Source organism: Speluncibacter jeojiensis (genome assembly GCF_029589495.1).
Classification (GTDB): domain Bacteria; phylum Actinomycetota; class Actinomycetes; order Mycobacteriales; family Mycobacteriaceae; genus Speluncibacter; species Speluncibacter jeojiensis.
This window is the reverse complement of sequence record NZ_JAAIVF010000002.1, coordinates 462,359-485,341: the sequence shown is the minus strand read 5'-3', so window position 1 is coordinate 485,341 and position 22,983 is coordinate 462,359. Positions and strand designations below refer to the sequence as shown.

Here is a 22,983-nt window from a genome sequence, read left to right as displayed (position 1 = left end):
GTGCCTGCTGGTCGGGGTCCGGTCGTGGCTCGACCGGCGCCGCGCACCATGAAACGACCTGTGCAGCCACGAACGGCGCCACCGGAACGAATTCCGATGGCGCCGTTCGTGGTGGGGAGTTGCTATCCCTCGCGCCCGTTGAGTGTGCGGCTCATGCCGCGCTCGACGGCGGCGGCCAGGCGCGGGCGCAGATCGGCGGCGGGCACGATCGAGTGCACCGAACCGACCTGCAGCGCACGGTCGATGTTGTGCACCGACTCGAACTCGGTCGCGACCTCGCCGAGCTTGTCCGACCGCACCGCCGCACGGGTCGCGTCCAACTCGACCCGCAACTGCGCGCTCTCGGCCTCGTCGGTGGCGGCGGCCAGCCGCTCGGCGAGTGCCTTGACGCTCGGGTCGGCGTCGGTGCGCGCGTTGACCTCACGGGTGAACACGACCGCCGCGGCCGGCGCACCACCGATGACCGAGGCGAACGAGCCCTCGACCGCCAGTACCTCCATGTTGTCGTTCAGCGCTCCGGAGAACACCACGAACGCGCCGCCGTGGTAGCGGGAGATCACGCAGAACACGATCGGACCGTCGAAGTTGACGATGGCCCGGCCGATCTCGGCGCCGTACTCCAGCTGGATGTTGCGCAGCGACTCCGGCGAGCCGTCGAACCCGGACAGGTTCGCCAGCACCACGACCGGACGGTTCCCGCTGGCCGCGTTGATCGCCCGCGCGGTCTTGCGCGAGGACTGCGGGAACAGCGTGCCCGAGGTCCATTGGTCCGGACCGTCGGTCGGGAACCAGCCCTTGCGCGGGATCGCCCGCGACTCGATGCCGATGACCGAGACCGGCTGGCCGGCCAGGTGCGCGTCGAACACGACCGAGGTGTCGGCGTCGGCCATGTCCGCCCAACGCTCCAGGACCGCGTGGTCCTGGTCGACGATCGAGCGCATCACCGTGCGGATGTCGAACGGCTTCTTGCGATCCGGGTTCTTCTCCGCCGAGAAGACGTCGCCGACGGTGGTGAAGTCGCTGGCCGGGTGCACGTGCGGGTGGCTGCGCACGTCGCGGTCGACCGGGTCGGTGGTCACCGCCTTGCGCGGGAACCGTTCGCCCGGAGCGACATACGCGTGCTCGTAGTGCGTGAACAGCACCTCGCACGCGGCCGACAGGTTCGGCGCCCAGTACTGCGCCTGACCGTTCGGGCCCATCACGCGGTCGTAGCCGCCGATGCCGAAGTTGTCCTCGGCAGACACGCCGCCCGAGTAGTCCAGCGACTGCTTGCCGGTGAGCACCATCGCGCTGTCCGGCGTCATCACCAGGATGCCCTTGGTGTGCATGAGCATCGTGGCCTCGGCGTTCCAGTACGGCTGGGCGCCGACGTTGATACCCGCGACGATGACGTTGATCTCGCCGCCGTTCTGCGTGAACGTGATGATCCGGCGCAGCCCACGCGAGACCCAGTCCATGTTCTCGGTGCCCGACTCCATCGAGATGGTGGCGCCGGAGGACAGCGCGAACCACTCGACCGGGGCGCCGATCCGCTCGGCCAGGTCGATGGCCGCGACCACCCGCGAGCACTCGGCCTCGGCCACGGTGCCCAGCGCCTTGGTCGGGTCGCCGAACATCGCCACGCGGGTCATGCCCTCGGGGTATCGCGCGGTCGGGGTGGTGACCAGGCCGACGATCAGGCCGGCCTTGTTGCGACCGTAGGGCCGCTCGACCGGGACCAGCCGTCCGTGCTCGTCCAGGTCGTGCTCGACGAAGCTGCCGTTGTCTCCCGCGAGCAGCGGGATCAGCTCGTACGGGTACACGGTGCCGCGGGCCCGCGAGCGCTGGACCTTCTGGGTGTACTCGTCGAGCGGGCGCAGCGGCTCGGTCGGGCGGTCGGTCACGGTCGACACGACCCCCGCGCCGGGGCGGTAGGAGAAGCGCAGCGCGACCTCGCGCGACTCGGCGCCGGGCTGCTCGCGCAGGCGGCCGATGAAGGTGATCTCCTCCAGGCCCGCGCCGACGGTCAGGGGCGCGGTGTTCTTGGCGACGATCGCCATCCGCTCCACCGGGATCTCCAGGGTCGGCCACACGAACAGCGTCACCCGGTTGTGGTCCAGGCGGCGCTTGGCGCCGCGCTGTGCCTGCGCCCGGCGGATGCCGTCCAGGCACGCGGTCAGTGCGCGCTCCATCGCCGGCATCGCGACGATCTCACCGTTCTCGTCGAGATGCGGTGTCACATCGTGGATCTCGGCCATCACGAACAGCCGCTCGTCGGCCGGGTTCTCCTTGGCCGACAGGTGGAACAGGTACGTGTCGTCGGTGGCCGGGAGGCGGGTGCCGACGAAGTTGGTCAGCCGCCACAGGTCCAGTCGCTGGCCGGTCAGCGGGTGGATGTCGCGGATCGTCAGGTCCTCGACCAGTTCACCGTCGGCGTTGGGGCGGAAGGTGATCTGGTGTGTCTCCGGACCGGCCGGGTTGCACACGGTGACCGTGATCCGGCGGTAGCCCGCCAGCGTGGACCGCTCGGCCAGCACGCTGTGCAGCGCCGCGGCCCGGGTGTCGCCGTCTGCGGGGGCCTCCGGCCACGACAGGTACAGGTCGATCACGACATCGTGGGAATTCGTTGAGGTGGAGGCGATCTCGTCGATCGATGCCAGCGCCACCGGGAGCTCGGCGTAGTCGGCGACCGTGGAGATCAGGTGTCGGGTCTCGCCGCGGAGCTCGAAATCTCCGGTGACGAAGTGGCGACCCTCCAGGTCGAACGCCTTCACGCCGTCCAGCGAGCGGATCCGGTAGTAGCGGCGGGTGACCACCTCGAGCAGCGGTCCGACGTCGGCGCCGGCGCGGCCGATCCGCTGCGCGAGCAGGTCGGTCAGCGGTCCCGGCGCGGACACCAGGGCCTCGATGCGCTGGTTGTGGTCCGGTGCGTCCGGCCGCTCGGACAGGTAGGCAAGCGTGCCGCGTGCCCGGTCGTAGACCTGCTCGCGCGCCTGGCGGATGGTCGGCTCGTCGAACAGCCGGAATCGCAGGTGCCGGGCGGTGTCGCCGATGGCCGGGAAACGCAGCTGGGTGGCGATGATGAGACGGTCGAGCACCTCGCCGAGCTCGGCGGGGGTGGAGGTGGGCAGCGGAGACTCGGTGCGCCAGCGGTCCAACAGGGCCGCGATCACCGGGGTCTGATTGCCGATTCGCTGCTGCGCCAAGAAGATCCGATAGACGGCCTCCTCGGTCTCGGCGCACGGCGACACCTCGTCGATGTCGTAGTGGCGCAGCGCGCGGGACAGCTTGGCGCGGAACGACTCCGGCAGACCCTCGAGCTCCACGTCGAGCGAACGCAGGAAGGTGTGGAAGTGCTCGCGCGGGCTGTGCACGCCCTCGTGGTTGCCCTCCTCCGCCGCGGTCGGGCGGTTCCGGGACAGCTCACACAGGTCGGCGAAGGTGGTCAGCAGCGCCAGTTCCGCGCTGTCGAGTGCGGCGTCGTCGTGCGGGAGTTCGGCGCGCAGCGACTCGTACTCGGCGAGCACCGACCGGGTGCGTGCGGTGCCGACGTCGTATCCGGTGATCAGCGCCCGGAGCACGTCGAGCGCGGCGAGCGCGGACGCCTGCGGATCGGACTGGGTGGCGGCGACGGGCGGGGCGAACTCGACCCGCGGCGCCTGCGACTCGGCGGCCTCGTCGCCGGCCTGGTCGACGCGCAGCAGCGGCGCGCCGGCATCGACCTGTGAGTTGACGACGGCCAGGACCTCGCGGACCACACCGGCGTGCGGCGCGCGGATCGCGGTCTCCATCTTCATGGCCTCGAGCACGACCAGGGTGGCCCCGGCCTCGACCTCGTCGCCGACGGCCACCGGCAGCGCCACGACCACGGCGGGCGACGGGGCGCGGACCACGCCGGCCTCGTCCTGGCTGATCTGGTGGCTGATCCCGTCGACCTCGACGAGGTGGTGGGCCGGCCCGGCCACGGACACCACGTGGTGGCGGGAACCGTCGAGGGTGAGGCGGCACTCGAACTCGCCGAGCCGGTCGACGTCGACGTCACGTACGCCGCTGTCCCCGTCGATGCGGTAGCGGTGCGGGCCGACCTGCTCGACGGTCAGCTTGTACGGCTGACCCTGGTAGCTCAGCTCGACGCCGCGGCCGATCGTGTGGTTGGCGCGGGGACGGCCGCCGCGGGCCGCGGTGCGGAACTTGCCGAGCTCGATGGACTCCTCGGCGTCGTAGACGCCGATGGCGGTGGCGATCAGCGCGATCGACGCCGCATGGGTGGGGCCGGACGCGGTGCCCGCGCCGGTGCGGTCCAGCCAGCCGGTGTCGGCGCTGGCGTCGATCACCTCGGGCCGGTCGAGCAGGTCGAGCAGGAAGGACTTGGTGGTGGTGCCGCCGTCGAGCACGACGGTGGTCTCGCGCAGCGCGGTGCGCAGGCGGGCCAGGGCCTCGGAGCGGTCCTTGCCCCAGGCGATGATCTTGGCGACCATCGAGTCGTAGTCGGGCGGGATCACATCGCCCTGCGCGATGCCGGTGTCCACGCGCAGACCTGGGCCCAGCGGGAACTTCAGCAGCTGCACGGTGCCGGGCGCGGGGGCGAAGCCGTTGTCGGCGTCCTCCGCGTTCAGGCGGGCCTCGACGGCGTGGCCGAACTCGGACGGGCACGCGCCGGACAGCTCGCCGCCACCGGCGACGTGGATCTGCAGCTTGACCAGGTCGATGCCGGTCGTCGCCTCGGTGATCGGGTGCTCGACCTGCAAGCGGGTGTTGACCTCGAGGAAGGTGAACATCTTCTGCTCGGGCTGGTACAGGTACTCGACCGTGGCGGCGCCGCAGTAGCCGGCGGCGCGCACGAGGTCGGCCGAGACGGTCCGCAGCTCGTCGGCCTGTTCCTTGGTCAGCAGCGGGGAGGCGGATTCCTCGATGACCTTCTGGTTCTTGCGCTGGATCGAGCAGTCCCGCACGCCGGGCGCCCAGACGTTGCCGTGCGAGTCGGCGATGACCTGCACCTCGACGTGGCGGGCGTCGGTGACCAGGCGCTCGATGAACACGACGGGGTCGCCGAACGAGCGCTGCGCCTCGCCCTGGGTGCGCTCGAGCGCGAGTTCGAGCTCGTCCTCGGACCAGACCTTGCGGATGCCGCGGCCGCCGCCGCCGGAACGGGCCTTGATGATCAGCGGGTAACCGATGGCCTGCGCGTGCCGACGGGCGTCCGGGCGGGTCTCGACCGGTCCGCCCGACCACGGTGCGACCGGCACGCCGACCTTCTCGGCCAGCAGCTTCGCCTCGACCTTGTCGCCGAGCAGGCGCATGGCCTCGGGGGAGGGGCCGATGAAGGTGATGCCGAGGCGGACGCAGAGCTCGTCGAACGCCGGGTCCTCGGCGACGAAGCCCCAGCCGACCCACACCGCGTCGGCGCGCGACTCCCGCAGCGCCCGCTCGAGCTCGGCGTGGTCGAGGTACGGGGTGGCGGCCGTGGTGGACGGTCGCAGCACGACACCCTCGTCGGCCTGCCGGACGAACATCGCCCGGCGCTCCGCCTCGGTGTGCAGTGCGATCGTCGTGATGTGCCGGCCGCTCTCGGCGCTCAGCTCACGCACGGCGCGGATCAGGCGTACCGCAGCCTCCCCCCGGTTGACCACCGCAATCCGTGTGAACATCGTTTCGCTCCACCGTCCTTGAAAAGTCAATTCGCATCACCATTTGGTGACCCGTCATGAATCGTCCTGAGCGCGGTCGTGGTCACTCACAATCGACTGTGAGATCCGCACCGTGACGAACACGAGACTGCGGACGGCGGCCGTGGCGCATCCGCTTCCGGAAACGCCTCGATGTGTTGGCCCGGGACCCGTTCCGCGGCGAGCGGCGACCACCCCCGAAACCGCTGTTCGGTGGCCCCGCTCGCTGAAGGCTCGGACGTCCCGGATTGCCCATCCCGACAACCCACTCGGAAGTTCAGCATGCAGGAATCGCGCGGCCTTGTCATGTCCCGAATCGGACGTCTGTCCGGAGATGTCGGCGAGTGGTCGCAAACGTGCATGGAAGCTGTTCGGGCACAGCATGTTTCATGTCCGGGTGAACGCGTTGTGAATCGTCTTTGAATTCGTACCGTTGGGTAACTTATAACGTACTGATCAGTAGCATTTTGTTACGCGCCAGTAGCTTTCGCGGAGCCGGCGGTTGTGCCCACGGGGGAGGCCGCCCGTCCGCGTCCGGGTGTGCGAAGGGCGGTGTCGCGGGATCGATCTCCTGCTGCGCGCCGAGCGAAGATCGCCGAGCGCTTCTCGCCATCCGGGCACTTCGATATTCGATCTTGTATTTCCCGGAATGGCCTCCGCAATTGCTGCCCCGGCGTTTCGGTGCGGTCACAGGGGATCGATTTCCCGAATTGCTCCCGCATCCATTTCCAGCCAGCGGCCCATCTCGGCGTCCCTGAGGAATCCGACGTCGTGGCTGACGACGATCAACGCGCCGCGGAACGCGCGCAGCGCCTGCCCGAGTTGGCGCGCGCTCGCCATGTCGAGGTTGTTCGTCGGCTCGTCGAGCATCAGCAGCTTCGGCGTCGGATCGGTGGCCAGCGCCAGTGCCAGCGCGGCGCGGACGCGTTCACCGCCGGAGAGTGTCGACACCGGCGCCTCCGAGGCATTGCCCCGGAACAGGAACCGGGCCAGCAGCCCGCGCAGGGCCTGGTCGGGACTGCGTGGGGCATGCCGCCGGAGGTTGTCGAGCAGGCTCGTCTCTTCATCGAAGACGTCCAGGCGCTGCGGTAGCAGCGCGAAGGGCACCGCCGGCGGTGCGTCGGCCACCGCGCGCAACAGCGTGGTCTTGCCGCCGCCGTTGGGTCCGACCAGCGCGATCCGTTCGGGTCCGTGCACGACCAGTCCGGGCGTCTCGACGACGACCTGCGACGGGTGCACTGCGGTCTCGGATAGATCGATCCGGATCTCGCGGTCCTCACGTAGGCCGTCCTGGGCGCGGGCGAGCGTGTCGCGGGAGTCGGCCAGCCGGTCCTGGTGGGTGCCGCGCAGCTTGCCGGCCGACACCTCGGCCTGACGCTTGCGCATGCCCATGACGATCTTGGGCTCGCGCTTGTTCGCGCTCATCTTGTCGCCGTAGCGCCGCCGTCGGGCGAGCTTGGTCTGCGTCTCGGCCAGCTCGCGCGCCTGTTTGCGCACGTCCGACTCGGCGTCGCGCACCGCGGACCGCGCGGCGTGCTGCTCGGCGGCGATCACCTCCTCGTAGTGCGACAGCGGCCCGCCGAACAGCCGCAGCTCGCCGTCGCGCAGTTCGGCGATCGTGTCGACGCGTTCGAGCAGCGACCGGTCGTGGCTCACGGTGACCACGGTCCCGGGGAATCGGGCCAGCTCGTCGGACAGGCGGGCCCGGGCGCCGCGGTCGAGGCTGTTGGTCGGCTCGTCGAGCAGCAGCACGTCGGGTCCGCGCAGCAGCTCGGCGACCAGGCCCAGCAGTGTCGCCTCCCCACCGGAGAGGGTGCCGACCCTGCGGTCGAGGTCGGCGGCGTCGCCGACGATCCGGTCCAGGCCGAGGCGGTGCAGCAGCGCGATCGCGCGCTCCTCGACGTCCCAGTTGCCGGCGAGCTGCGCGAGGTCGGCGTCCGACCCCTCGCCGGATTCGACCCGGTGCAGCGCGGCCCGCAACGCGGCGATGCCGAGGATCTCGTCGACCCGCAGGCGGGTGTCGAGGAGCAGGTCCTGGCGCAGATAACCGAGCTCGCCGCGGATGGTGATCGAGCCGCTGTCCGGGCTGCGGCGCCCGGCGACGAGTTCGAGCAGCGTGGACTTGCCGGCGCCGTTGGCGCCGATCAGGCCGATGTGGCCCACACCGAACTCGGCACTGAGGTCTGTGAACACGCGCGACCCGTCGGGCCAGGCGAAGCGCAGCGCGGAGAGTGAGAGCGAGGGGCGCGCAGCGCCGGAAGATGCGGTGGACGGGAAAGTGGGCATGGGAGTGCTCCTGGAGGTTGTTGTCGCGGCGGTGTCGACGCAATGCGATCGACGACCGGAACGGTCGACGGCGAAACCTCTAACGGAGCATCGGCCGGTGTCCCCTTTCGGGTGATCGTCAAAAGTGTGAAAACAGATGGTAGATGCGGCGCGGAATTGACGGCAACCGAATTGATATGAGCAGTTGCCCGCGTCCTCGCGACGAACTCGGGGGTGGCAGGGCACAATTGGCCGGGTGGGGATGCATCGCTTGGCTCGGCGGGTCGGAAGCGCGGTGCCCCCTGCGGCACTGCTGGTGATCGCGATGTTGGCTGTCACGCTCACCGCATGCGGATCCGGCACGTCGACCTCTCAACAGGCAGTGGCGGATTTCGTCTCCGCTTTGAACCGGCACGACGTCAAGGCTGCGGCCGCGATGACGGACACGCCGTCCGCCGCGCAACCGGTGATCCAGCAGCTGATCGACGGGTTGGCGCCGAAGAACACGAATTATCAGGTGGAACAGGTGGCGCCCACCGGTGGGAACACCGGCAGTTTCAGCCTCAGTGCCGACTGGGACTTCGGGCAGGGACGGCAGTGGAAGTACACGACCGACGGGCAGCTCACGCAGCTCTCGATCGGGTGGCGGGTGTCCTGGTCCCCGCAGGTGCTGGCGCCCTCGCTGGCGCCCGGCGACACCGTCCACGAGGTGCGCACCGACGCGGCGGCGCCGAAGGTGCTCGATCGGACCAACGCACCCATCCTCACCGAGCAGACCATCAACAAGGTGCTGCTCGATCCCGCGCACATGCCGGATCCGGTCGCCTCGACCACCGAGCTGGCCAACATCCTCGTGCCGGTCGCCCCGCTGATCACCGCGCAGTCGTTGCAGCAGGAGCTGGCCGACTCGAAGGGCAAGCCGATCACCGCGGTGTCGCTGCGCGACGGCGACTTCGCGATCCTCGGTGACCGGATCCGCGCGGTCCCGGGTGTGGTCGTGCAGCAGGGACCGCAGCTGATCCCGGTCAGCGGCATCCTGTCCTCGCCCGCGCTCGACGGCGTCAAGACCTACTGGCAGCAGAGCCGCGACGCGACCGCCGGCTGGGCGGTGCTGATCAACCACCAGAACGGCAGTGTGTCCCAGGTGGCCGGCTTCCAGGGGCCGCCGCCGCCGGACGTGCCGACCACGCTGGACTCGCCGCTGCAGTTCGCGGCCGAGAACGCGGTGGCCTCGGTCGGGACGCCCGCCGTGCTGGTGGCGATGCAGCCGTCGACGGGTGCGATCCTCGCGGTCGCCCAGAACAACCAGGCCGATGCGCAGGGGCCGATCGCCTTCACCGGCCAGTACGCGCCCGGCCTGGTCTTCGACGCCCTCCACGAGGCCGCCGGACCTGCGCCGGCCGCACCCGGCTGCGCAGACAACGTCAACGCGGGCCACGCCACGCCGAACTCGGCCCAGGGCGGGCAGGGTGAGGACCGACCGGTCTCCGACAAGAAGTGCGCGGATCCCGGCCCGGCCGACTCGGCGCGCAGTTTCGCCAGGCAGCTCGGCCTGGGCGTGGACTTCACCGTGCCGGCACTGACCGCGCAGACCGGCAAGACCGACCCCAACAGCGAGATCACCGCGACCCCGTTCGGCATGGCGGTGGCGGCGGCCACGATCGGTAAGGGGTCCATCCCGATGCCGATGCTGATCAACGGAAAGCCGGGCACGGCGGACCAGAGCCCGACCCAGCTGGCCCAGCCGGCGCTGGATCGGATGCGCGCCCGCATGCGCGACTCGGTCGCGAACGGCGCGTTGAGTCAGCTCAACCAGTACCCCGGCGTCAACGCGCTGGTCGGCGAGGCCGGCAACACGCAGAATCCGCCCAGCTGGCTGATCGGCACCCGCGGCGACCTGGCCTTCGCGATCCTGGTCACCTCGACTGATCCGTCCGACAACCCGGTCATCGTGGCGAACCAGTTCCTGCGCCCGAACCAGCCGGGCTAGCCGGCGCCCGCCGCGCGATCGTCACCAGTTCGCCGGCCGGCCCGTCGAGCCGCCGCGCACCCCGCCACACCGCGCGCAGCGTGCGGCCGAGGTCGAGGCCGTCGACATCGACGACCCGCAGTTCGCCGGAGCGCACCTGATCCTCGACCGCGAAGGTGCTGAGCACCGCGGGGCCGACACCGGCCAGGATCGAGGTGCGCACCGCCGCGCTGCTGCCGAGCTCCAGCAGCGGCGCCGGGCGCGCGTGGTCGATCAGCGCGACGTCGAGGGTGGTGCGGGTGCCCGAGCCGGGCTCGCGGACCACCAGCGGTGTCGCGGCGAGTTCGGCGACGGTCAGCGGGCGGCGTCGCCGCGTCCACGGATGGTCCGCCCGCACGACCACCACCAGCCGGTCGTGCGCGACGGTCGCGCTGTGCAGCGTCGCGGCGTGCAGTGTCGACGGCACCGTCGGCGACTCGACGAACCCCAGGTCGCAGGCGCCGGCGGCGACCAGCTCGAAGATCTGCGTCGAGTTGTGCACCTGCAGGTGGATCTGCACCTCCGCATGGCGCCGGCGCAGCTCGCCGAGCCAACCCGGGACCAGGTACTCGGCGATGGTCATCGAGGCCCCGACCGTCAGCTCGGGGGCCTGCTCGGCGCGCAGCGACGCGGCGGCGTCCAGCAGCTCGGTCGCCGCGGTCAGCACCCGGCGGGCCCAGTGCGCGATCACCGTGCCCTGCGGGGTGAGCGTGGATCCGCGGGGGCTGCGCACCAGCAGCGGGGTGCCCAGCCGGCGCTCGAACGACTTGATCGCCCGGCTCGCATTCGGCTGCGCGACGCCGGCCGCCCGCGCGGCAGCACCGAGCCCGCCGTGGTCGTCGACCCCCACCAGCAGCTGCAGGACGAGCAGGTCGGGCCACGTGTCAGTCATGCAGAAAATGTATGACTCATGGCTGAGTCATATCAAGCTTGTATGACCTCATGTGAAACTGGGGACTACTGGGCGACGCTCGGCCGGACGACCCTGATCACCATGACGACGCAAACGAAGCCCGCCGGCACACCGGTCCGCCCGCAAGCAGGGCCGCCCGCGTTGTCCGCCGCGCTGCTCCCCGGTCTGGCCGTCTGCGTGCTGGCGACGGCGGTCGCGATGATCGCCAACCACTTCCTGCCGGCGGTGAGCCCGCTGCTGATCGCGATCATCCTCGGCGCGGTGATGGCGAACGTCGTGCACCTGCCGCAGCGACTGCAGCCGGGGCTGCAGTTCTCGGCGAAGCGGCTGCTGCGCGCCGGGGTGGCGCTGCTCGGCCTGCAGTTGATGTTCAGCCAGATCCTCGGCCTCGGCTGGGGCGTGATCGTGATGGTCGTCGCGATCGTCGGGCTCGGCATCACCGGGTCGATGTTCATCGGCAAGCTGCTGGGCCTGAGCTGGACCCAGCGGATCCTGATCGCCTGCGGGTTCTCGATCTGCGGTGCGGCCGCGGCGGCCGCCGTCGACGGCGTGGTCCAGGCCGAGGAGGAAGAGGTCGTCACCGCGGTCGCGCTGGTCATCATCTTCGGCACGCTGATGATCCCGATCATTCCCGCGCTGTCCGACCTGTTCGGCTTCGGTTCGAAGCAGGCCGGGCTGTGGGCCGGCGGTTCGGTGCACGAGGTCGCGCAGGTGGTCGCCACCGCGGGCGCGATCGGCGGTGGCGCGCTGGCGGTCGCGGTGGTGGTCAAGCTGGCGCGGGTGCTGATGCTCGCGCCGGTGATGGCGGTGCTCAGCCTGCGGCAGCGGCGGTCGGCCGAGGGACTGCCCGCAGGCAGCAAGCGGCCGCCGATCATCCCGCTGTTCGTGGCGATGTTCATCGCGATGGTCGCGCTGCGCTCGACCGGGGTCCTGCCGGACGCCGTGCTCGGCGCCGGCAAGTTCGTCGAGACCGCGCTGCTGACCGCTGCGATGTTCGCGCTGGGGGCCGGCGTGCAGGTCGCGACGATGCGGAAGGTCGGTGCGAAGCCGTTCGTGATGGCGCTGCTGTCGACCGTGTGGGTGATGTCGATCGCGCTGGTCGGGGTGCTGCTGGTGGGCTGAGCCGCTCAGCGCACGCCGCCCATGAGCGTGCGGATCGGGCGGGCGATCAACGTCAGCACGACGCCGATGGCGACCGCGACCACGCCGAGCCACAGGAAGTACGGGAACTCGTTGTTCTCGTCGTAGTACCCGGCCAGCGAGCCCGACAGCGCGGTGCCGAGGGCCACCGACAGGAAGAACAGGGCGACCATCTGGGTGTGGAACGCCTTGGGCGCGAGCTTGGTCGCCAGCGACAGCCCGACCGGCGAGAGCAGCAATTCGGAGACGGCGAACACTGCGAGGATCGCGATGACCGCGATGACCGGCACGCTGTTGGGCCCGCTGCCGGTCAGCGGCAGGAACAGCAGGAACGCGACGCCCATCCCGGCGGTGCCCAGGGCGAACTTGATCGGGGTCGACGGCTGGCGGTCGCCGAGCTTGTCCCACATCGCCGCGAACACCGGCGCCAGCGCGATCACCCAGACCGGTTCGATCGACTGCACCCACGACACCGGGAACGTCCAGCCGAAGATGTCGCGGTTCATCCGCTTGTCGGCGTAGATGGTCAGCACGGTGAAGATCTGCTGGAACAGCGACCAGAACGCGACGCTGGCGATGAACAGCGGGATGAAGGCGATCACCCGGCGGCGTTCGATCCGGTCCACCTGGCGGCTCGCGAGGATGACCACGAAATAGCAGATCGCGGCGAAGATCGAGACCCCGACCGTGATGTTCGCCAGGTTGGAGGCGTGGATCACGCCGGCCGCGATCAGCACGGCCAGCGCGATCAGCACGACCAGCGCCGCCGCGCCGTAGCGGAGGCGAAGCGCCGCGGGCAGCGGGTCGGTCGGCCGCTTGCCGATGCCGCCGAGGTTCTTGCGGAAGATCGTGTACTGGATCAGACCCAGCGCCATGCCGATCGCGGCCAGCCCGAAACCGTAGTGGAAGCCCAGCTTCTCCTGTGCGAGGCCGGTCAGCAGCGGTCCCACCAGCGCGCCGATGTTGATGCCCATGTAGAACAGCGAGAACCCGGCGTCGCGGCGCTTGTCGGTCTCGTCGTAGAGGTCGCCGACGATCGAGGTGGCGTTGGCCTTGAGGCCGCCGCTGCCGATCGCGACGCAGACCAGACCGACGCCCACGCCGGTGAGCCCGGGGAGCACCGAGAGCGCGATGTGGCCGATCATGATCAGCACCGCGCTGTAGAACAGGGTGCGCTCGGAGCCGAGCACGCGGTCGGCCACCCAGCCGCCGAGGATCGTCGCGAGGTAGACGAGCCCACCGTATGCGCCGACGATGCTGGTCGCGGTGGCCTGTGAGATGCCCAGCCCGCCCTGGTCGGCCGAGTAGTAGAGGTAGATCAGCAGGATGCCCTGCATCCCATAGAACGAGAAGCGTTCCCACATCTCGACGCCGAACAGGTTCGCCAGACCCATCGGCTGGCCGAAGAAGGCGCGGTCGCCCGGCGGACGGTCGCCCTCGGGCCTCGTCTCGGTGGTGGTCACGCTACAAACTCTGGCACTGCGGCGCGCGGCGCGTCGGGGAAGTGACCGGACCCGGTCAGGCGGTGAAGCCGGTGCGCCACGTGGAGTGGCGCGGAGACCAGCCCCTGCTGCGCGCCAACGCGTTCGAGATCGGGCGGCCGATCGGACCGTCGTCGGTGGGCTCGGGGGCGGGGGCGCCCACGGCGGCGGCGAACACCGGCGCCCAGTCTCGTCCGGAGGCCGGCTCGTCGTCGACGATGTTGACGATCCCTGCCGGCCAGTCCAACGCCGCGACCGTGGCGTCGACGGCGTCGTCGACGTGCACGAAGCTGGTCACCTCGGGGCCCGCGGGCAGCGTGCCGGCATGCGCCTGCTCGGCCATCAGGCCGTCCGGCGCGTACCAGGTTCCGGGGCCGTAGAGCATGCCGTAGCGCAGGATCACTGACTGCTCGATCTCCGCGACCGTGGACTCGAGCGCGCGTACGCCGTCGAGGGTCACCGCGCGGGCCGGGTCGTCGTCGATCGGGTCCTGCTCGGTTGCCGGTCGCGTGCCGTCCGGGTGGACGAAGGCGATGGACTGGGCGAGCAGGCGTTCGATGCCCGCGGTGCGTGCGGCGTCGACGAGGTTGCGGGTGGCCTGCTCGCGGATCCGGGAATTGGCCGCGAAGTCCCGGCTCGCGAGGTCGGTCAGCTGGTGGATGACGACGTCGGGTGCGCAGCCGGCGACGGCGGCCCGCACCGCCTCGGCGTCGAGCGCGTCCAGCAGCACCGGCCGCGCCCCGGCGGCGGCGATGGCGGCGGTGCGGTCGGGCCTGCGGGTGGTGCCCCACACCTCGTGGCCGGCGCCGGTCAGCGCCGGCACCAGCCGTCGCCCGATCACCCCGGACGCGCCCGCGAGGAAGATCCTCATGCGGACAACCGGTGCTCGTCGCGGCGGCGGTGATCGCGCACGCGGCGGCCCACGAACAGATACACCGCCCGCCAGCCCATCAGGAACAGGCCGACGAAGCAGGTCGCGACGATGATGAAACTGAACGCCGTGCCCTGACCGACGACGACCCGCAGGATCATGCCGCCGGCCACCGTGCCGATCCAGGCGGCGAGCCCTGTCGGCGCCAGCGCGGTGGGCCGGCGCCATCCGGCGACCACCACCCAGCCGATCGCGAGTCCGGCCAGGAACGGCCACGCGGTGTGCCATAGCCCGGCCAGCGCCTCGGATTCGTCGTGACTGTTCCGCCCGAGCGCGGCGAACAGCAGGATCAGGACGACGTCGGCGACGACGGAGGCGGCGAGGGCGGGGTGGAACTTCTTCATGCAGGTCACGGTAGCCCTGCGCCGTATCCGGGTCGCCGCGCGGTCGGGCTGTCAGCCTTGGGCCGAGGCCCCGCGAAGCCGCGCCCGCTCCTGCCACCATGCGGGTGCGTCGACGAAGTGGTTGTCGTATTCGTCCTGCGCCGCGGCGAGGTCGGCAAGGGTGGCCTCCCCGGACTGGATGCGGGCCAGCAGCCGGAAGTACTCGAACCGCTCGACGCCGGGGGTCAGCACGATCAGCACGCGGGCGGCCGCGTCGGCGGTGGCGCCGAACGCGTGTGGCATCAGGCGCGGGACCACCAGCGAGTCGCCGGCGGCGAGGCTGGTGATCCGGTCGCCCGTCATCACCTGCAGTTCTCCCTCGAGCAAGTAGAACAGCTCGGACGAGCGGGTGTGGAAGTGCGGTGCGGCGCCGTCCGCGCCCCGGCCGAGGCGCACCTCGAGGGTGCTCAGCGCGCCGGCGGTGTCGGACGCGTCCATCAGGAGGTGCATCGAGGTCGCGTCGTTGCCGACGACCTCGAGGTCCTGTGCGCGGACCGGTTCGGCGTGCTGCGGGTGGTCGGACATGGTTACCTCCGGGTCGATGGGCGCGGTGATCATGCGAGTGCGGTCAGGCCCAGAGCAGCCCCGCCGCGACGATCATCGCCGCTGCGGTGGCGCCGTGGACGGCGAACGCGGTGGCCCGGTTGCCGCGGTTGGACAGCACGATGCCCATGTCGCCGAACGGGATGATCGCGAGCAGCAGCACGAGCAGCGGCAGTGCGTCGCGCGCCGCGAAGGTGAAGACGATGACCAGCACGCCGGTGGCGACGTCGCGAATCCCCTTGACCTGCCACCATCCGCGAGCCTCGGCAGCGGGGAGGACCGGAAGTCCGAAGCCGGCGGCGTTACTGGCGCTTTTCGCGAGGTAGGCGATCCCGACACCGATGATGCCGAGCGCTCCGATCCAGCTGACGACGAGTCCGATCCAGGAGAGCATCTGAGATCCTTTCGTTGGAAGGCTTTTTAACGACATTAAGATAACGATGACTGTTTGTCTATCACTGTTAGGATCTGAACTGTGGGAGTCAGGGAACGCAAGGTGCGAGAGCGTCAGGAGCGCGAGGGCCGGATCGTCACTGGTGCGCGGGCGATCGCCGAGGAGGAGGGCTGGGCCGCGGTGACGATCCGGCGCCTGGCCGACGAGATCGAGTACAGTCCGCCGGTGCTCTACGGGCACTTCCCCGGCGGGCGGGACGACATCGTCAATGCCGTTGTCCTGGAAGGGTTTCACGACTTCACTAGGGTTATGCGCGCGGCGGTCGAGGGTGCGCAGGGCCGTGACCGGCTGCGCGTCGTCGTCGAGGCGTACCGAGGCTTCGCGGCCGACAACCCCGCGACGTATGAGGCGATGTTCTCGATGCGGTCGGGTCTGAAGTTCGCCCACGAGTCGACGCCGCCGGTGTTGCGCGAGGGCTTCGGTCTGCTCGTCTCCGTGGTCGATGATGGGCGGGGCGACGCCGACGCGCGCGCCGAGGTGTTCTGGAGCGCCTTGCACGGCATGTGCGTACTCGCCGCAGCAGGGCGTCTACCCGCGGCCGGCGAGCGGGCGCGGGTAGACGCCCTGTGTGAACTTTTCGGTTGAGTCCGGCTGCGAGAGAGCCTGTTACGGGGTGATCTGGGCGGCCATCATCGACTCGAAGTCCGGCCCGTACGGCGGGACCAGGCCGTACTCGCGGCGCAGGTCGCTCGGCGGCGCCTCGAACACGGTGCGGGCGTGGCTGAACTCGAGGAACCCCTCGCGGCCGTGGTAGTGGCCCATGCCGGAGGCGCCGACCCCGCCGAAGGGGGCGTCCTCGAGGCCGGGGTGCATCATCAGGTCGTTCACGGTGACACCGCCGGAGAGGGTGTGGTCGAGCACCTGCTGCTTCTCGGCGGCGTCGGTGCCGAAGTAGTACAGCGCCAACGGGTTCGGTCGGGCGTTGATGTCGGCCAGCACCTGCTCCACGGTGTCGTAGGGGAGCAGCACCACGGCGGGGCCGAAGATCTCCTCCCGCATGATCAGCGCGTCGGCGGGCGGGTCGATGACGATGTGCAGCGGAAGCCGGCGGTCCTCGGCCCGACCGCTCTCGTCGGCGGGAGCGACCTCGATCCGCGCCCCGTGTGCCGCGGCGTCGTCGAGGTAGCCGCGGATGCGGGCGTGGTGCTTGGCGCTGACGACACTGACCGCGTCGGGGTTGCCGGTGACCTGCGGCAGCAGCTCGCCGTACGTCTTCGCCAGGTCCGCGGCGAACTCGTCGAGCCGCTCCCGCGGCACGTAGACCAGATCGGCGTTCACGCAGAGCTGGCCGGCGTTGCTCGCCTTGGCCATCGCCGTCCGCTCGGCCGCCTGCGGCAGGTCGGCGCTGCGGCCGATCACCGTCGGCGACTTGCCGCCGAGTTCGAGGGTGACCGGCACGAGGTGCTCGGCGGCGTTGCGCATCACGGACTTTCCGACCGCGGTACTACCGGTGAACACCAGGTGGTCGAACGGCTGACGGGTGAACGCGTCGGCCAGTTCGGGCCCGCCGGTGACGACCGCGACGTCGGCCGGATCGACGCGCGCGGCGAAGAGCTCGGCCAGGATCGCCGCGGTGCGCGGGACGATCTCGGACGGCTTGAGGACGGCGCGGTTGCCCGCGGCGAGCGCGTACGCGAGCGGGCTCAGCAGCGTGAACAGCGGTGCGTTCCAGGTGCCGAGGATCCCGACCGAACCCTTGGGCTGATAGCGCACCTGCGCGGTCGCGCCCAGCTGGTCGTACGGTGCGAAGACCGGACGAGGCTCGGGCTGCATCCACGTCTCGAGGTGGTCGCGGGCGTGCTTGAGCGAGGTCAGCGACCCCAGCACGTCGTTCATGATCGAGTACCCGCGGGGCCGGCCGCCGAAGTCGAGGTCGATCGCCTCGACGAGCGTCCGGTGGTTCTCGACCAGCAGGTCGATGACCCGCTGGATCCGCACTCGTCGGGACGCGGCGTCGCCGCAGCCCTCGGCCAGTCGCTGCGCACGCTGGCGCGCGAGGAGGTCGGCGATGTGCTCGGCCGGTGTGGCGTCCACGATCACTCCCTGTTGTCGTCCCCGATGTTCGATGGGAGACGCTAGCCGCCGGGTGTGATGGCCGACACGTTCTGATCTTGCTGAGCGGGACGTCACCTCGGCCGCGGCTGCCCGTGCGGGTAGACCCGAGCGAAACCGTGCGCCCCTGAGGAGGACCCATGAAGACCCGCGCCGCCATCATCCGCGAGGCCCCCGGACGCTTCGAGGTGGTCGAGCTCGATCTCGACGAACCCCGGCAGAACGAGATCACGGTCAAGATGGTCGCGTCGGGACTGTGCCACTCCGACGATCACATCGCCCGCGGCGACCACGCGGTCGGCCACTATCCGATCTGCGGCGGTCACGAGGGCGCCGGCGTGGTCGTCGCGGTCGGTCCGCACACGCTCGGCTGGCAGGAGGGCGACCATGTGGTGTTCTCCTTCCTGGCCGGGTGCGGCAGGTGCCGCTGGTGCGCGCACGGCATGCAGAATCTCTGCGACCGCGGCGCCGCGATCATGACCGGCGGCCGGCCGGACGAGCCTGGCACCCACCGGCTCTCGCTCGACGGCGAACCGGTCGCCCAGACCTGCGGCATCTCCACGTTCAGCGAGTACACGACCGTCCACGTCGACAACGCGGTCAAGGTCGACCCGGCGCTGCCGCTCGACCGGCTCTGCCTGCTCGGCTGCGGGGTGGGCACCGGCTGGGGTGCGGCGGTGAACTCGGCGCAGGTGTACCCGGGTCAGACCGTGATCGTCATGGGTATCGGCGGAATCGGCATCAACGCGGTGCAGGGCGCCGCGCACGCCGGGGCTGCGCACATCATCGCGGTGGACCCGGTGCCGTTCAAGCAGGACAGCGCGCTGAAGTTCGGTGCCACCCATGCGGTCTCGACAATCGACGAGGCGGCCGAGATCGCCCGCTCGCTGACCAACGGTCAGGGGGCGGACTCGGCGATCGTCACGGTCGGCGTGACGACCGGTGAGCATGTGGCGCAGGCGTTCTCGTCGATCCGCAAGGCCGGGACCTGTGTGGTGACCGGGCTCGGGCGAATGGACGAGGTCGGGTTGCCGGTCAGCCTGCTCGAACTGGTGTTGTACCAGAAGCGGATTCAGGGATCACTGTTCGGCGAGTCGAGCCCGAGCGCGGACATCCCGTGGATGATCGACCTCTACACCAGCGGCAAGCTCGAGCTCGACGGACTGGTCACCAACACGTACCGGCTCGACGAGGTCGCGCAGGGCTTCGACGACATGCACGCCGGCAAGAACCTGCGCGGCGTCGTGCTGTTCGACTGACGAACGCAGAACGGCGGCGGTGCACCAGGGGCATCGGTGCACCGCCGCCGCCGTCGCCGGACGGGATCCGGCTGGTCGGGTCAGGCCTGGAGGCCGGCCTCGATCTCGAGCGTGATGGTGATCTTGTCGCCGACAACCGCGCCGCCACCCTCGAGCGGCATCTCGATCGAGATGCCGAAGTCCTTGCGGTTCAGCACGGTCCGGGCCTCGAATCCGGCCACCGGGCCGTGGCCCATGCCGGGGTTCACGCCGTTGAATTCGAGGTCCATCTCCACCTGCTTGGTCACGCCGCGCAGGGTGAAGTCGCCGACGAGCACGTAATCGTCGCCCTTGGCGTGTACCGAGGTCGACGTGAAGGTCGCGGTCGGGAATTGCTCGACGTCGAAGAAGTCGGCCGAGCGGATGTGCTGGTCGCGCTGCTCGTTCTGGGTGTTGATCGAGTCGACCTTGATCTCGGCCTCGACGGCGGGGGAGCCGTCCTCGGCGATGGTGATCTGGCCGCTGAACTCGGTGAAGGTGCCGCGCACCTTGCTCACCATGAGGTGGCGCACCGCGAATCCGACGGAGGAGTGGGCGGTGTCGATGGCCCAGGTGCCGGCGGTCAGTCCGTTGGGTGCAAGTGCGATGGTCATGGCGCCTCCAGGTTGGTCATTGGTTGAACTTTCAACAATATTAGCGCACGGGTGTCGTGGAAGATTCCCGATGTGACTCAGCTCACGTGCGGGTCGGCGCCAGCAGTCGCTGCCAGGTGGGCCGCGGCTCGTCGTCGTCCACCCTGACCGGCTCGGCCAGCCGGGTACGGGTGCTGCGGCCGCGCAATGTGACCCGATCGGCCAACCGCCAGTGCTCGGCCTCGGACTCGCCCGCCGCCGCGACGGTCCGGTCGGTGCTGAGCACCCGTGAGCGGCGACGCTTCGCCAACTCGGTCAGCCGAGCGGCCTCGTTGACCGGGTCGCCGATGACCGTGTACTCGAACCGCTCGGCGGCGCCGACGTTCCCGGCGACCGCCGGGCCCGAGGAGACCCCGATGCCAACGTCCACCCGGCCGGACTCCTTGACCCGCGCGCGCAACTCACGCGCCGCGGCCAGTGCGGACCCCGCGGCATCCTCGGCGTCCTGCGGCGCTCCGAAGATCGCCAGCGCGGCGTCGCCCTCGAACTTGTTGACGAACCCGCCGTGGGCACCGACGACGTCCACGACGATCGCGAAGAACTCGTTGAGCCGGCCGACCACCTCGCCGGGCGGTCGCGTCTCCGCCAGCCGGGTCGAGCCGATGATGTCGACGAACAGCACCGCCACCTCGCGCACGATCCCGCCGAGCTCGGTGCCGTGCTGCACGGCCTTGCGGGCCACGTCCTCGCCGACGTGCTTGACCAGCAGATCCTTCAGTTGTTCGCGTTCGGCCAGACCCTTGACCATCCGGTTGAAGCCGGTCTGCAACTGGCCGATCTCCGAGCCGTCGTACACCGAGACCGAGGTGTCGGTGTTCCCGTGCTCGACCTGCTCCATCGCCTGGCTGACCGAGCGGACCGGGTCGGAGATCGAGCGCGCCACGACGGTCATGCCGACCAGACCCACCACCAGCGCGATGACGGCGAGTGTCAGTGCCGACGCCGCGATCTGGCCGCTGACCGGCAGCACGTGACCGGTCAGCTTCGCGAGCGCGATCAGGCCGATGCCGAACACCGGGATCGCGGTGCTCAGCGCCCAGATCAGCAGGATGCGCAGGGTGATGCCCGGTGCGGTGTCGGATCGCGGGACGTGTGCCGCCATCGCCCGCGCGGTGATCGGCCGCAGCACCCGCTCACCGATCACGTAGACGATCGAGCAGGCGGCGGCGCCGCCGAGGACGACGGTGATGGCGATCGTCATCATCAGGTCCTCGCCGCCGCGTACGTTGATCGCGGTGAACAGCACCACCCCGACCGCCCACAGGCCCGCCTGCACCCACACCTGGCGGATCGGCTGACGCAGCGCCGCACGATGTTCGCGCGGGTCGGGGGACCCGCCCCGGGTGAGCCAGGTGACCACCGGCCGGCCCACCAACGTCCCGAAGGTGGCGCCGAGCGCCAACGCGACCGGCATGTATGCCGCGAAGACGATGTAGTTCAGCCGCGAGAGCACCGCGAGCTGGTCCGCACCCGGCAGCGGCAGCACAAACCGCAACAGGGTGAACACCACGACAGCGCCGACCATGTTGGCCAGCACCATGCCGACGGCATAGCGCGCCAGGGGCGATCGTCTGATCACCCGCGTCCGGCGTGCTTGCCATCGCATATGCCCAAGCTAGCGGACGATCGACAGCACGGGCTGTGAGATATTTCGCCGCGGAGAACCGCGGAACCGTGTTCGGCACATGGGGCCACCCCTCGCGCAATCTGCTCGATTCGATGCATCTGCGGACTCGACGCCGTGCGCCAGCGTTCTCGGCTCGCTCCGGTGAGTCAACACGGGGTGGGGCATGACGAACAAGGAGCGATGCGCTGCGGTGATACCGTTCCGGCGACCAGGGGCGGGGCCGTGACATCACGGCGAACTAGCAGGGGGCAGGGTGGACGTCGATCCCGCTGTGTTGCGGCGATTCTCCGACTCGACGGCGCAGCGAGCCGAGATGTTGGCTGAGTTGGATCTGGCCGGGCCCTTCGCTCCGACTCAGGGTGCGGTACCGGGCACCGAGATCGCCGGGGTCGGTCGTGAGGCGCTCGAGGCGACGCTGACCGCGGTGCGTCACGTGTGTCTCCGCTTGACCTGCGTCTCGCAACTCGCGAAGGGGACCGCGCAGGACTATCGGGTGACCGATACGGACTTCGCAGGGATGCTGAAGGCAATGGGGTCCGGAAGGTGACCGAAATCGGCATCTGTCTCATGCCGCTGACCGTGGCCGATGTCCGGGCGTGGCAACCGGACGAGTTGGCTGCCGCCTCGACGGCGATAGCGGGGCTTGTCGACCGGGTGGACGAGCAATTGAAAGGTCTTCGATCCGATCAAGGCGCGTTGGACGAGACGTGGCACGGGACGGCTGCGGCCGCGGCAACGGATCGGATCGACGAGGAAGTTCGACTCAGTGGTCGCATCAGTAAGGCACTGTCGGAAGTGGGCGAGGCGATCGGCTCGGGTACATCGGCACTGCACTCGGCGCGGCAAGCACTGCTCGGGCAGGTCGACGCCGCTCAGTCACGTGGATTCCGAGTTGCCGACGATGGCGCCGTGGACGCCACTGCTCTGATGGTGGGAGTAGACGAGCCGACAGCCGCCGCTCTGAAGGCTGAGGCACTGGAACTGACCGCCGCAGTTCGTGATCTGTTGCGGCAAGCGACGGACGCGGCGGATCACACGGGTAGCGTCGTCCGGTCGGCCGTCGGGCAACTGAGTGACGCAGCGGCAGCGGCTGAGCCGGGCAAGGTCGTCAAGAACGGTGACGACTTCAGTTGGAGCGTGGACGTTCCCGCGACCTCTGCGGCAGCGGTCACGGGCGCGATGAACGACGCGGTGCGCCGGGGCTTCGATGGCGCGACCGACGGGATCACGAAGGGAATCTCCAGGGGATTCGGGGCATTCGGCGCGATCCTCGGGACCGTGCCCGCGATTTCGGACGACATCAAGGGTGGAATGAGTCCGACGAAGGCCGTGGTGACGGAGAGTGCTGGGACGGCTGTCGGTGTTGGCGGCTCCTGGCTGGCGGACGCGATTCTCGCCCGAGTTGCTGCGGCTCCAGGAATCGAAGCCGGAGCTGAGTTGGGTGCCGCCGCCGGCAGTGTGGTGCCGGGTGCCGGAACCGCTGTGGGCCTCGTTGTCGGCGCCCTCGCCGGTGGGGTCGCCACGTACTTCGGTTCTAAAGGCGCACTGGCGATATGGAATGCGACTTCGAACTGACGAGGGCAACGCCGTCGACAGGTTGTATTCAGTAGA

Annotated in this window: 17 protein-coding genes; 6 read left to right on the top strand and 11 right to left on the bottom strand. The window is 70.0% G+C overall.

Annotated elements, in window-relative coordinates; all coding sequences use genetic code 11:
* Nucleotides 1-122: 122 nt before the first annotated feature.
* Both G4X40_RS09425 and G4X40_RS09420 read right to left on the bottom strand, forming a co-directional pair.
* Entirely contained in the window at nucleotides 123-5,627 is a 5,505-nt protein-coding gene (locus G4X40_RS09425) for an ATP-binding protein (RefSeq protein ID WP_277831945.1), read from the bottom strand.
* Between the two features lie 705 nt (nucleotides 5,628-6,332).
* Nucleotides 6,333-7,931 carry an ABC-F family ATP-binding cassette domain-containing protein gene (locus tag G4X40_RS09420; protein WP_277831944.1) on the bottom strand — a complete coding sequence of 533 codons (1,599 nt, stop codon included), beginning with the start codon at nucleotides 7,929-7,931 and terminating at the stop codon, nucleotides 6,333-6,335.
* Between the two features lie 241 nt (nucleotides 7,932-8,172).
* On the opposite strand from G4X40_RS09420, the gene G4X40_RS09415 reads away from it, so the two are divergent.
* A complete protein-coding gene (locus tag G4X40_RS09415) occupies nucleotides 8,173-9,900 on the top strand; it encodes an NTF2-like N-terminal transpeptidase domain-containing protein (RefSeq protein WP_277832389.1) in 1,728 nt (575 codons plus the stop codon).
* Here G4X40_RS09415 and G4X40_RS09410 read toward each other — a convergent pair.
* Nucleotides 9,857-10,810 carry a LysR family transcriptional regulator gene (locus G4X40_RS09410; RefSeq protein ID WP_277831943.1) on the bottom strand — a complete coding sequence of 318 codons (954 nt, stop codon included), beginning with the start codon at nucleotides 10,808-10,810 and terminating at the stop codon, nucleotides 9,857-9,859. The genes G4X40_RS09415 and G4X40_RS09410 overlap by 44 nt on opposite strands.
* Nucleotides 10,811-10,912: 102 nt before the next feature.
* On the opposite strand from G4X40_RS09410, the gene G4X40_RS09405 reads away from it, so the two are divergent.
* A complete protein-coding gene (locus G4X40_RS09405; protein ID WP_277831942.1) occupies nucleotides 10,913-11,953 on the top strand; it encodes a YeiH family protein in 1,041 nt (346 codons plus the stop codon).
* A gap of 5 nt (nucleotides 11,954-11,958) precedes the next feature.
* On the opposite strand, the gene G4X40_RS09400 is transcribed toward G4X40_RS09405, so the two are convergent.
* From G4X40_RS09400 to G4X40_RS09380, 5 genes are all read right to left on the bottom strand, one after another.
* Nucleotides 11,959-13,365, bottom strand: coding sequence for a peptide MFS transporter (locus tag G4X40_RS09400; RefSeq protein ID WP_408642177.1), 1,407 nt, complete (start codon nucleotides 13,363-13,365; stop codon nucleotides 11,959-11,961).
* Nucleotides 13,366-13,489: 124 nt separating this feature from the next.
* Nucleotides 13,490-14,323, bottom strand: coding sequence for an NAD-dependent epimerase/dehydratase family protein (locus G4X40_RS09395; protein ID WP_277831940.1), 834 nt, complete (start codon nucleotides 14,321-14,323; stop codon nucleotides 13,490-13,492).
* Nucleotides 14,320-14,727, bottom strand: coding sequence for a DUF3054 domain-containing protein (locus G4X40_RS09390; protein WP_277831939.1), 408 nt, complete (start codon nucleotides 14,725-14,727; stop codon nucleotides 14,320-14,322). Before G4X40_RS09390 ends, G4X40_RS09395 begins: the two co-directional genes overlap by 4 nt.
* A 51-nt stretch (nucleotides 14,728-14,778) precedes the next feature.
* Nucleotides 14,779-15,291, bottom strand: coding sequence for a cupin domain-containing protein (locus G4X40_RS09385; protein ID WP_408642176.1), 513 nt, complete (start codon nucleotides 15,289-15,291; stop codon nucleotides 14,779-14,781).
* A gap of 43 nt (nucleotides 15,292-15,334) precedes the next feature.
* Nucleotides 15,335-15,703 carry a DUF4267 domain-containing protein gene (locus tag G4X40_RS09380; protein WP_277831938.1) on the bottom strand — a complete coding sequence of 123 codons (369 nt, stop codon included), beginning with the start codon at nucleotides 15,701-15,703 and terminating at the stop codon, nucleotides 15,335-15,337.
* Nucleotides 15,704-15,784: 81 nt separating this feature from the next.
* Between G4X40_RS09380 and G4X40_RS09375 the strand changes: the two genes are divergently transcribed.
* Nucleotides 15,785-16,348, top strand: coding sequence for a TetR/AcrR family transcriptional regulator (locus tag G4X40_RS09375; protein ID WP_277831936.1), 564 nt, complete (start codon nucleotides 15,785-15,787; stop codon nucleotides 16,346-16,348).
* A 21-nt stretch (nucleotides 16,349-16,369) separates the two neighbouring features.
* Here the strand turns inward: G4X40_RS09375 and G4X40_RS09370 are convergent, their stop codons facing one another.
* A complete protein-coding gene (locus G4X40_RS09370) occupies nucleotides 16,370-17,803 on the bottom strand; it encodes a coniferyl aldehyde dehydrogenase (RefSeq protein WP_408642157.1) in 1,434 nt (477 codons plus the stop codon).
* Between the two features lie 152 nt (nucleotides 17,804-17,955).
* Here G4X40_RS09370 and G4X40_RS09365 point away from each other — a divergent pair, with 152 nt between their 5' ends.
* Nucleotides 17,956-19,074: an NDMA-dependent alcohol dehydrogenase gene (locus G4X40_RS09365; RefSeq protein ID WP_277831934.1), complete on the top strand. Its 1,119-nt coding sequence runs from the start codon at nucleotides 17,956-17,958 to the stop codon at nucleotides 19,072-19,074.
* An 80-nt stretch (nucleotides 19,075-19,154) separates the two neighbouring features.
* Here the strand turns inward: G4X40_RS09365 and G4X40_RS09360 are convergent, their stop codons facing one another.
* Nucleotides 19,155-19,706 (bottom strand): YceI family protein, encoded by a 552-nt coding sequence (locus G4X40_RS09360; RefSeq protein WP_277831933.1) that lies wholly within the window; start codon nucleotides 19,704-19,706, stop codon nucleotides 19,155-19,157.
* Nucleotides 19,707-19,788: 82 nt separating this feature from the next.
* Nucleotides 19,789-21,324: an adenylate/guanylate cyclase domain-containing protein gene (locus G4X40_RS09355; protein ID WP_277831932.1), complete on the bottom strand. Its 1,536-nt coding sequence runs from the start codon at nucleotides 21,322-21,324 to the stop codon at nucleotides 19,789-19,791.
* A gap of 361 nt (nucleotides 21,325-21,685) precedes the next feature.
* Between G4X40_RS09355 and G4X40_RS09350 the strand changes: the two genes are divergently transcribed.
* Together G4X40_RS09350 and G4X40_RS09345 are read left to right on the top strand one after the other, a co-directional pair.
* The gene (locus tag G4X40_RS09350; RefSeq protein ID WP_277831931.1) at nucleotides 21,686-21,919 is read left to right on the top strand and encodes a hypothetical protein; all 234 of its coding nucleotides are present in this window, start codon (nucleotides 21,686-21,688) and stop codon (nucleotides 21,917-21,919) included.
* The gene (locus G4X40_RS09345; RefSeq protein WP_277831930.1) at nucleotides 21,916-22,947 is read left to right on the top strand and encodes a WXG100 family type VII secretion target; all 1,032 of its coding nucleotides are present in this window, start codon (nucleotides 21,916-21,918) and stop codon (nucleotides 22,945-22,947) included. Before G4X40_RS09350 ends, G4X40_RS09345 begins: the two co-directional genes overlap by 4 nt.
* Nucleotides 22,948-22,983: the final 36 nt, after the last annotated feature.

Coding starts and splice junctions, on each gene's coding strand:
- G4X40_RS09425 (WP_277831945.1), bottom strand. CDS start 5,627: ATGTTCACACGGATTGCGGTGGTCAACCGGGGGGAGGCTGCGGTACGC.
- G4X40_RS09420 (WP_277831944.1), bottom strand. CDS start 7,931: ATGCCCACTTTCCCGTCCACCGCATCTTCCGGCGCTGCGCGCCCCTCG.
- G4X40_RS09415 (WP_277832389.1), top strand. CDS start 8,173: ATGCATCGCTTGGCTCGGCGGGTCGGAAGCGCGGTGCCCCCTGCGGCA.
- G4X40_RS09410 (WP_277831943.1), bottom strand. CDS start 10,810: ATGACTGACACGTGGCCCGACCTGCTCGTCCTGCAGCTGCTGGTGGGG.
- G4X40_RS09405 (WP_277831942.1), top strand. CDS start 10,913: ATGACGACGCAAACGAAGCCCGCCGGCACACCGGTCCGCCCGCAAGCA.
- G4X40_RS09400 (WP_408642177.1), bottom strand. CDS start 13,365: ATGGGTCTGGCGAACCTGTTCGGCGTCGAGATGTGGGAACGCTTCTCG.
- G4X40_RS09395 (WP_277831940.1), bottom strand. CDS start 14,323: ATGAGGATCTTCCTCGCGGGCGCGTCCGGGGTGATCGGGCGACGGCTG.
- G4X40_RS09390 (WP_277831939.1), bottom strand. CDS start 14,727: ATGAAGAAGTTCCACCCCGCCCTCGCCGCCTCCGTCGTCGCCGACGTC.
- G4X40_RS09385 (WP_408642176.1), bottom strand. CDS start 15,291: ATGTCCGACCACCCGCAGCACGCCGAACCGGTCCGCGCACAGGACCTC.
- G4X40_RS09380 (WP_277831938.1), bottom strand. CDS start 15,703: ATGCTCTCCTGGATCGGACTCGTCGTCAGCTGGATCGGAGCGCTCGGC.
- G4X40_RS09365 (WP_277831934.1), top strand. CDS start 17,956: ATGAAGACCCGCGCCGCCATCATCCGCGAGGCCCCCGGACGCTTCGAG.
- G4X40_RS09360 (WP_277831933.1), bottom strand. CDS start 19,706: ATGACCATCGCACTTGCACCCAACGGACTGACCGCCGGCACCTGGGCC.
- G4X40_RS09350 (WP_277831931.1), top strand. CDS start 21,686: ATGTTGGCTGAGTTGGATCTGGCCGGGCCCTTCGCTCCGACTCAGGGT.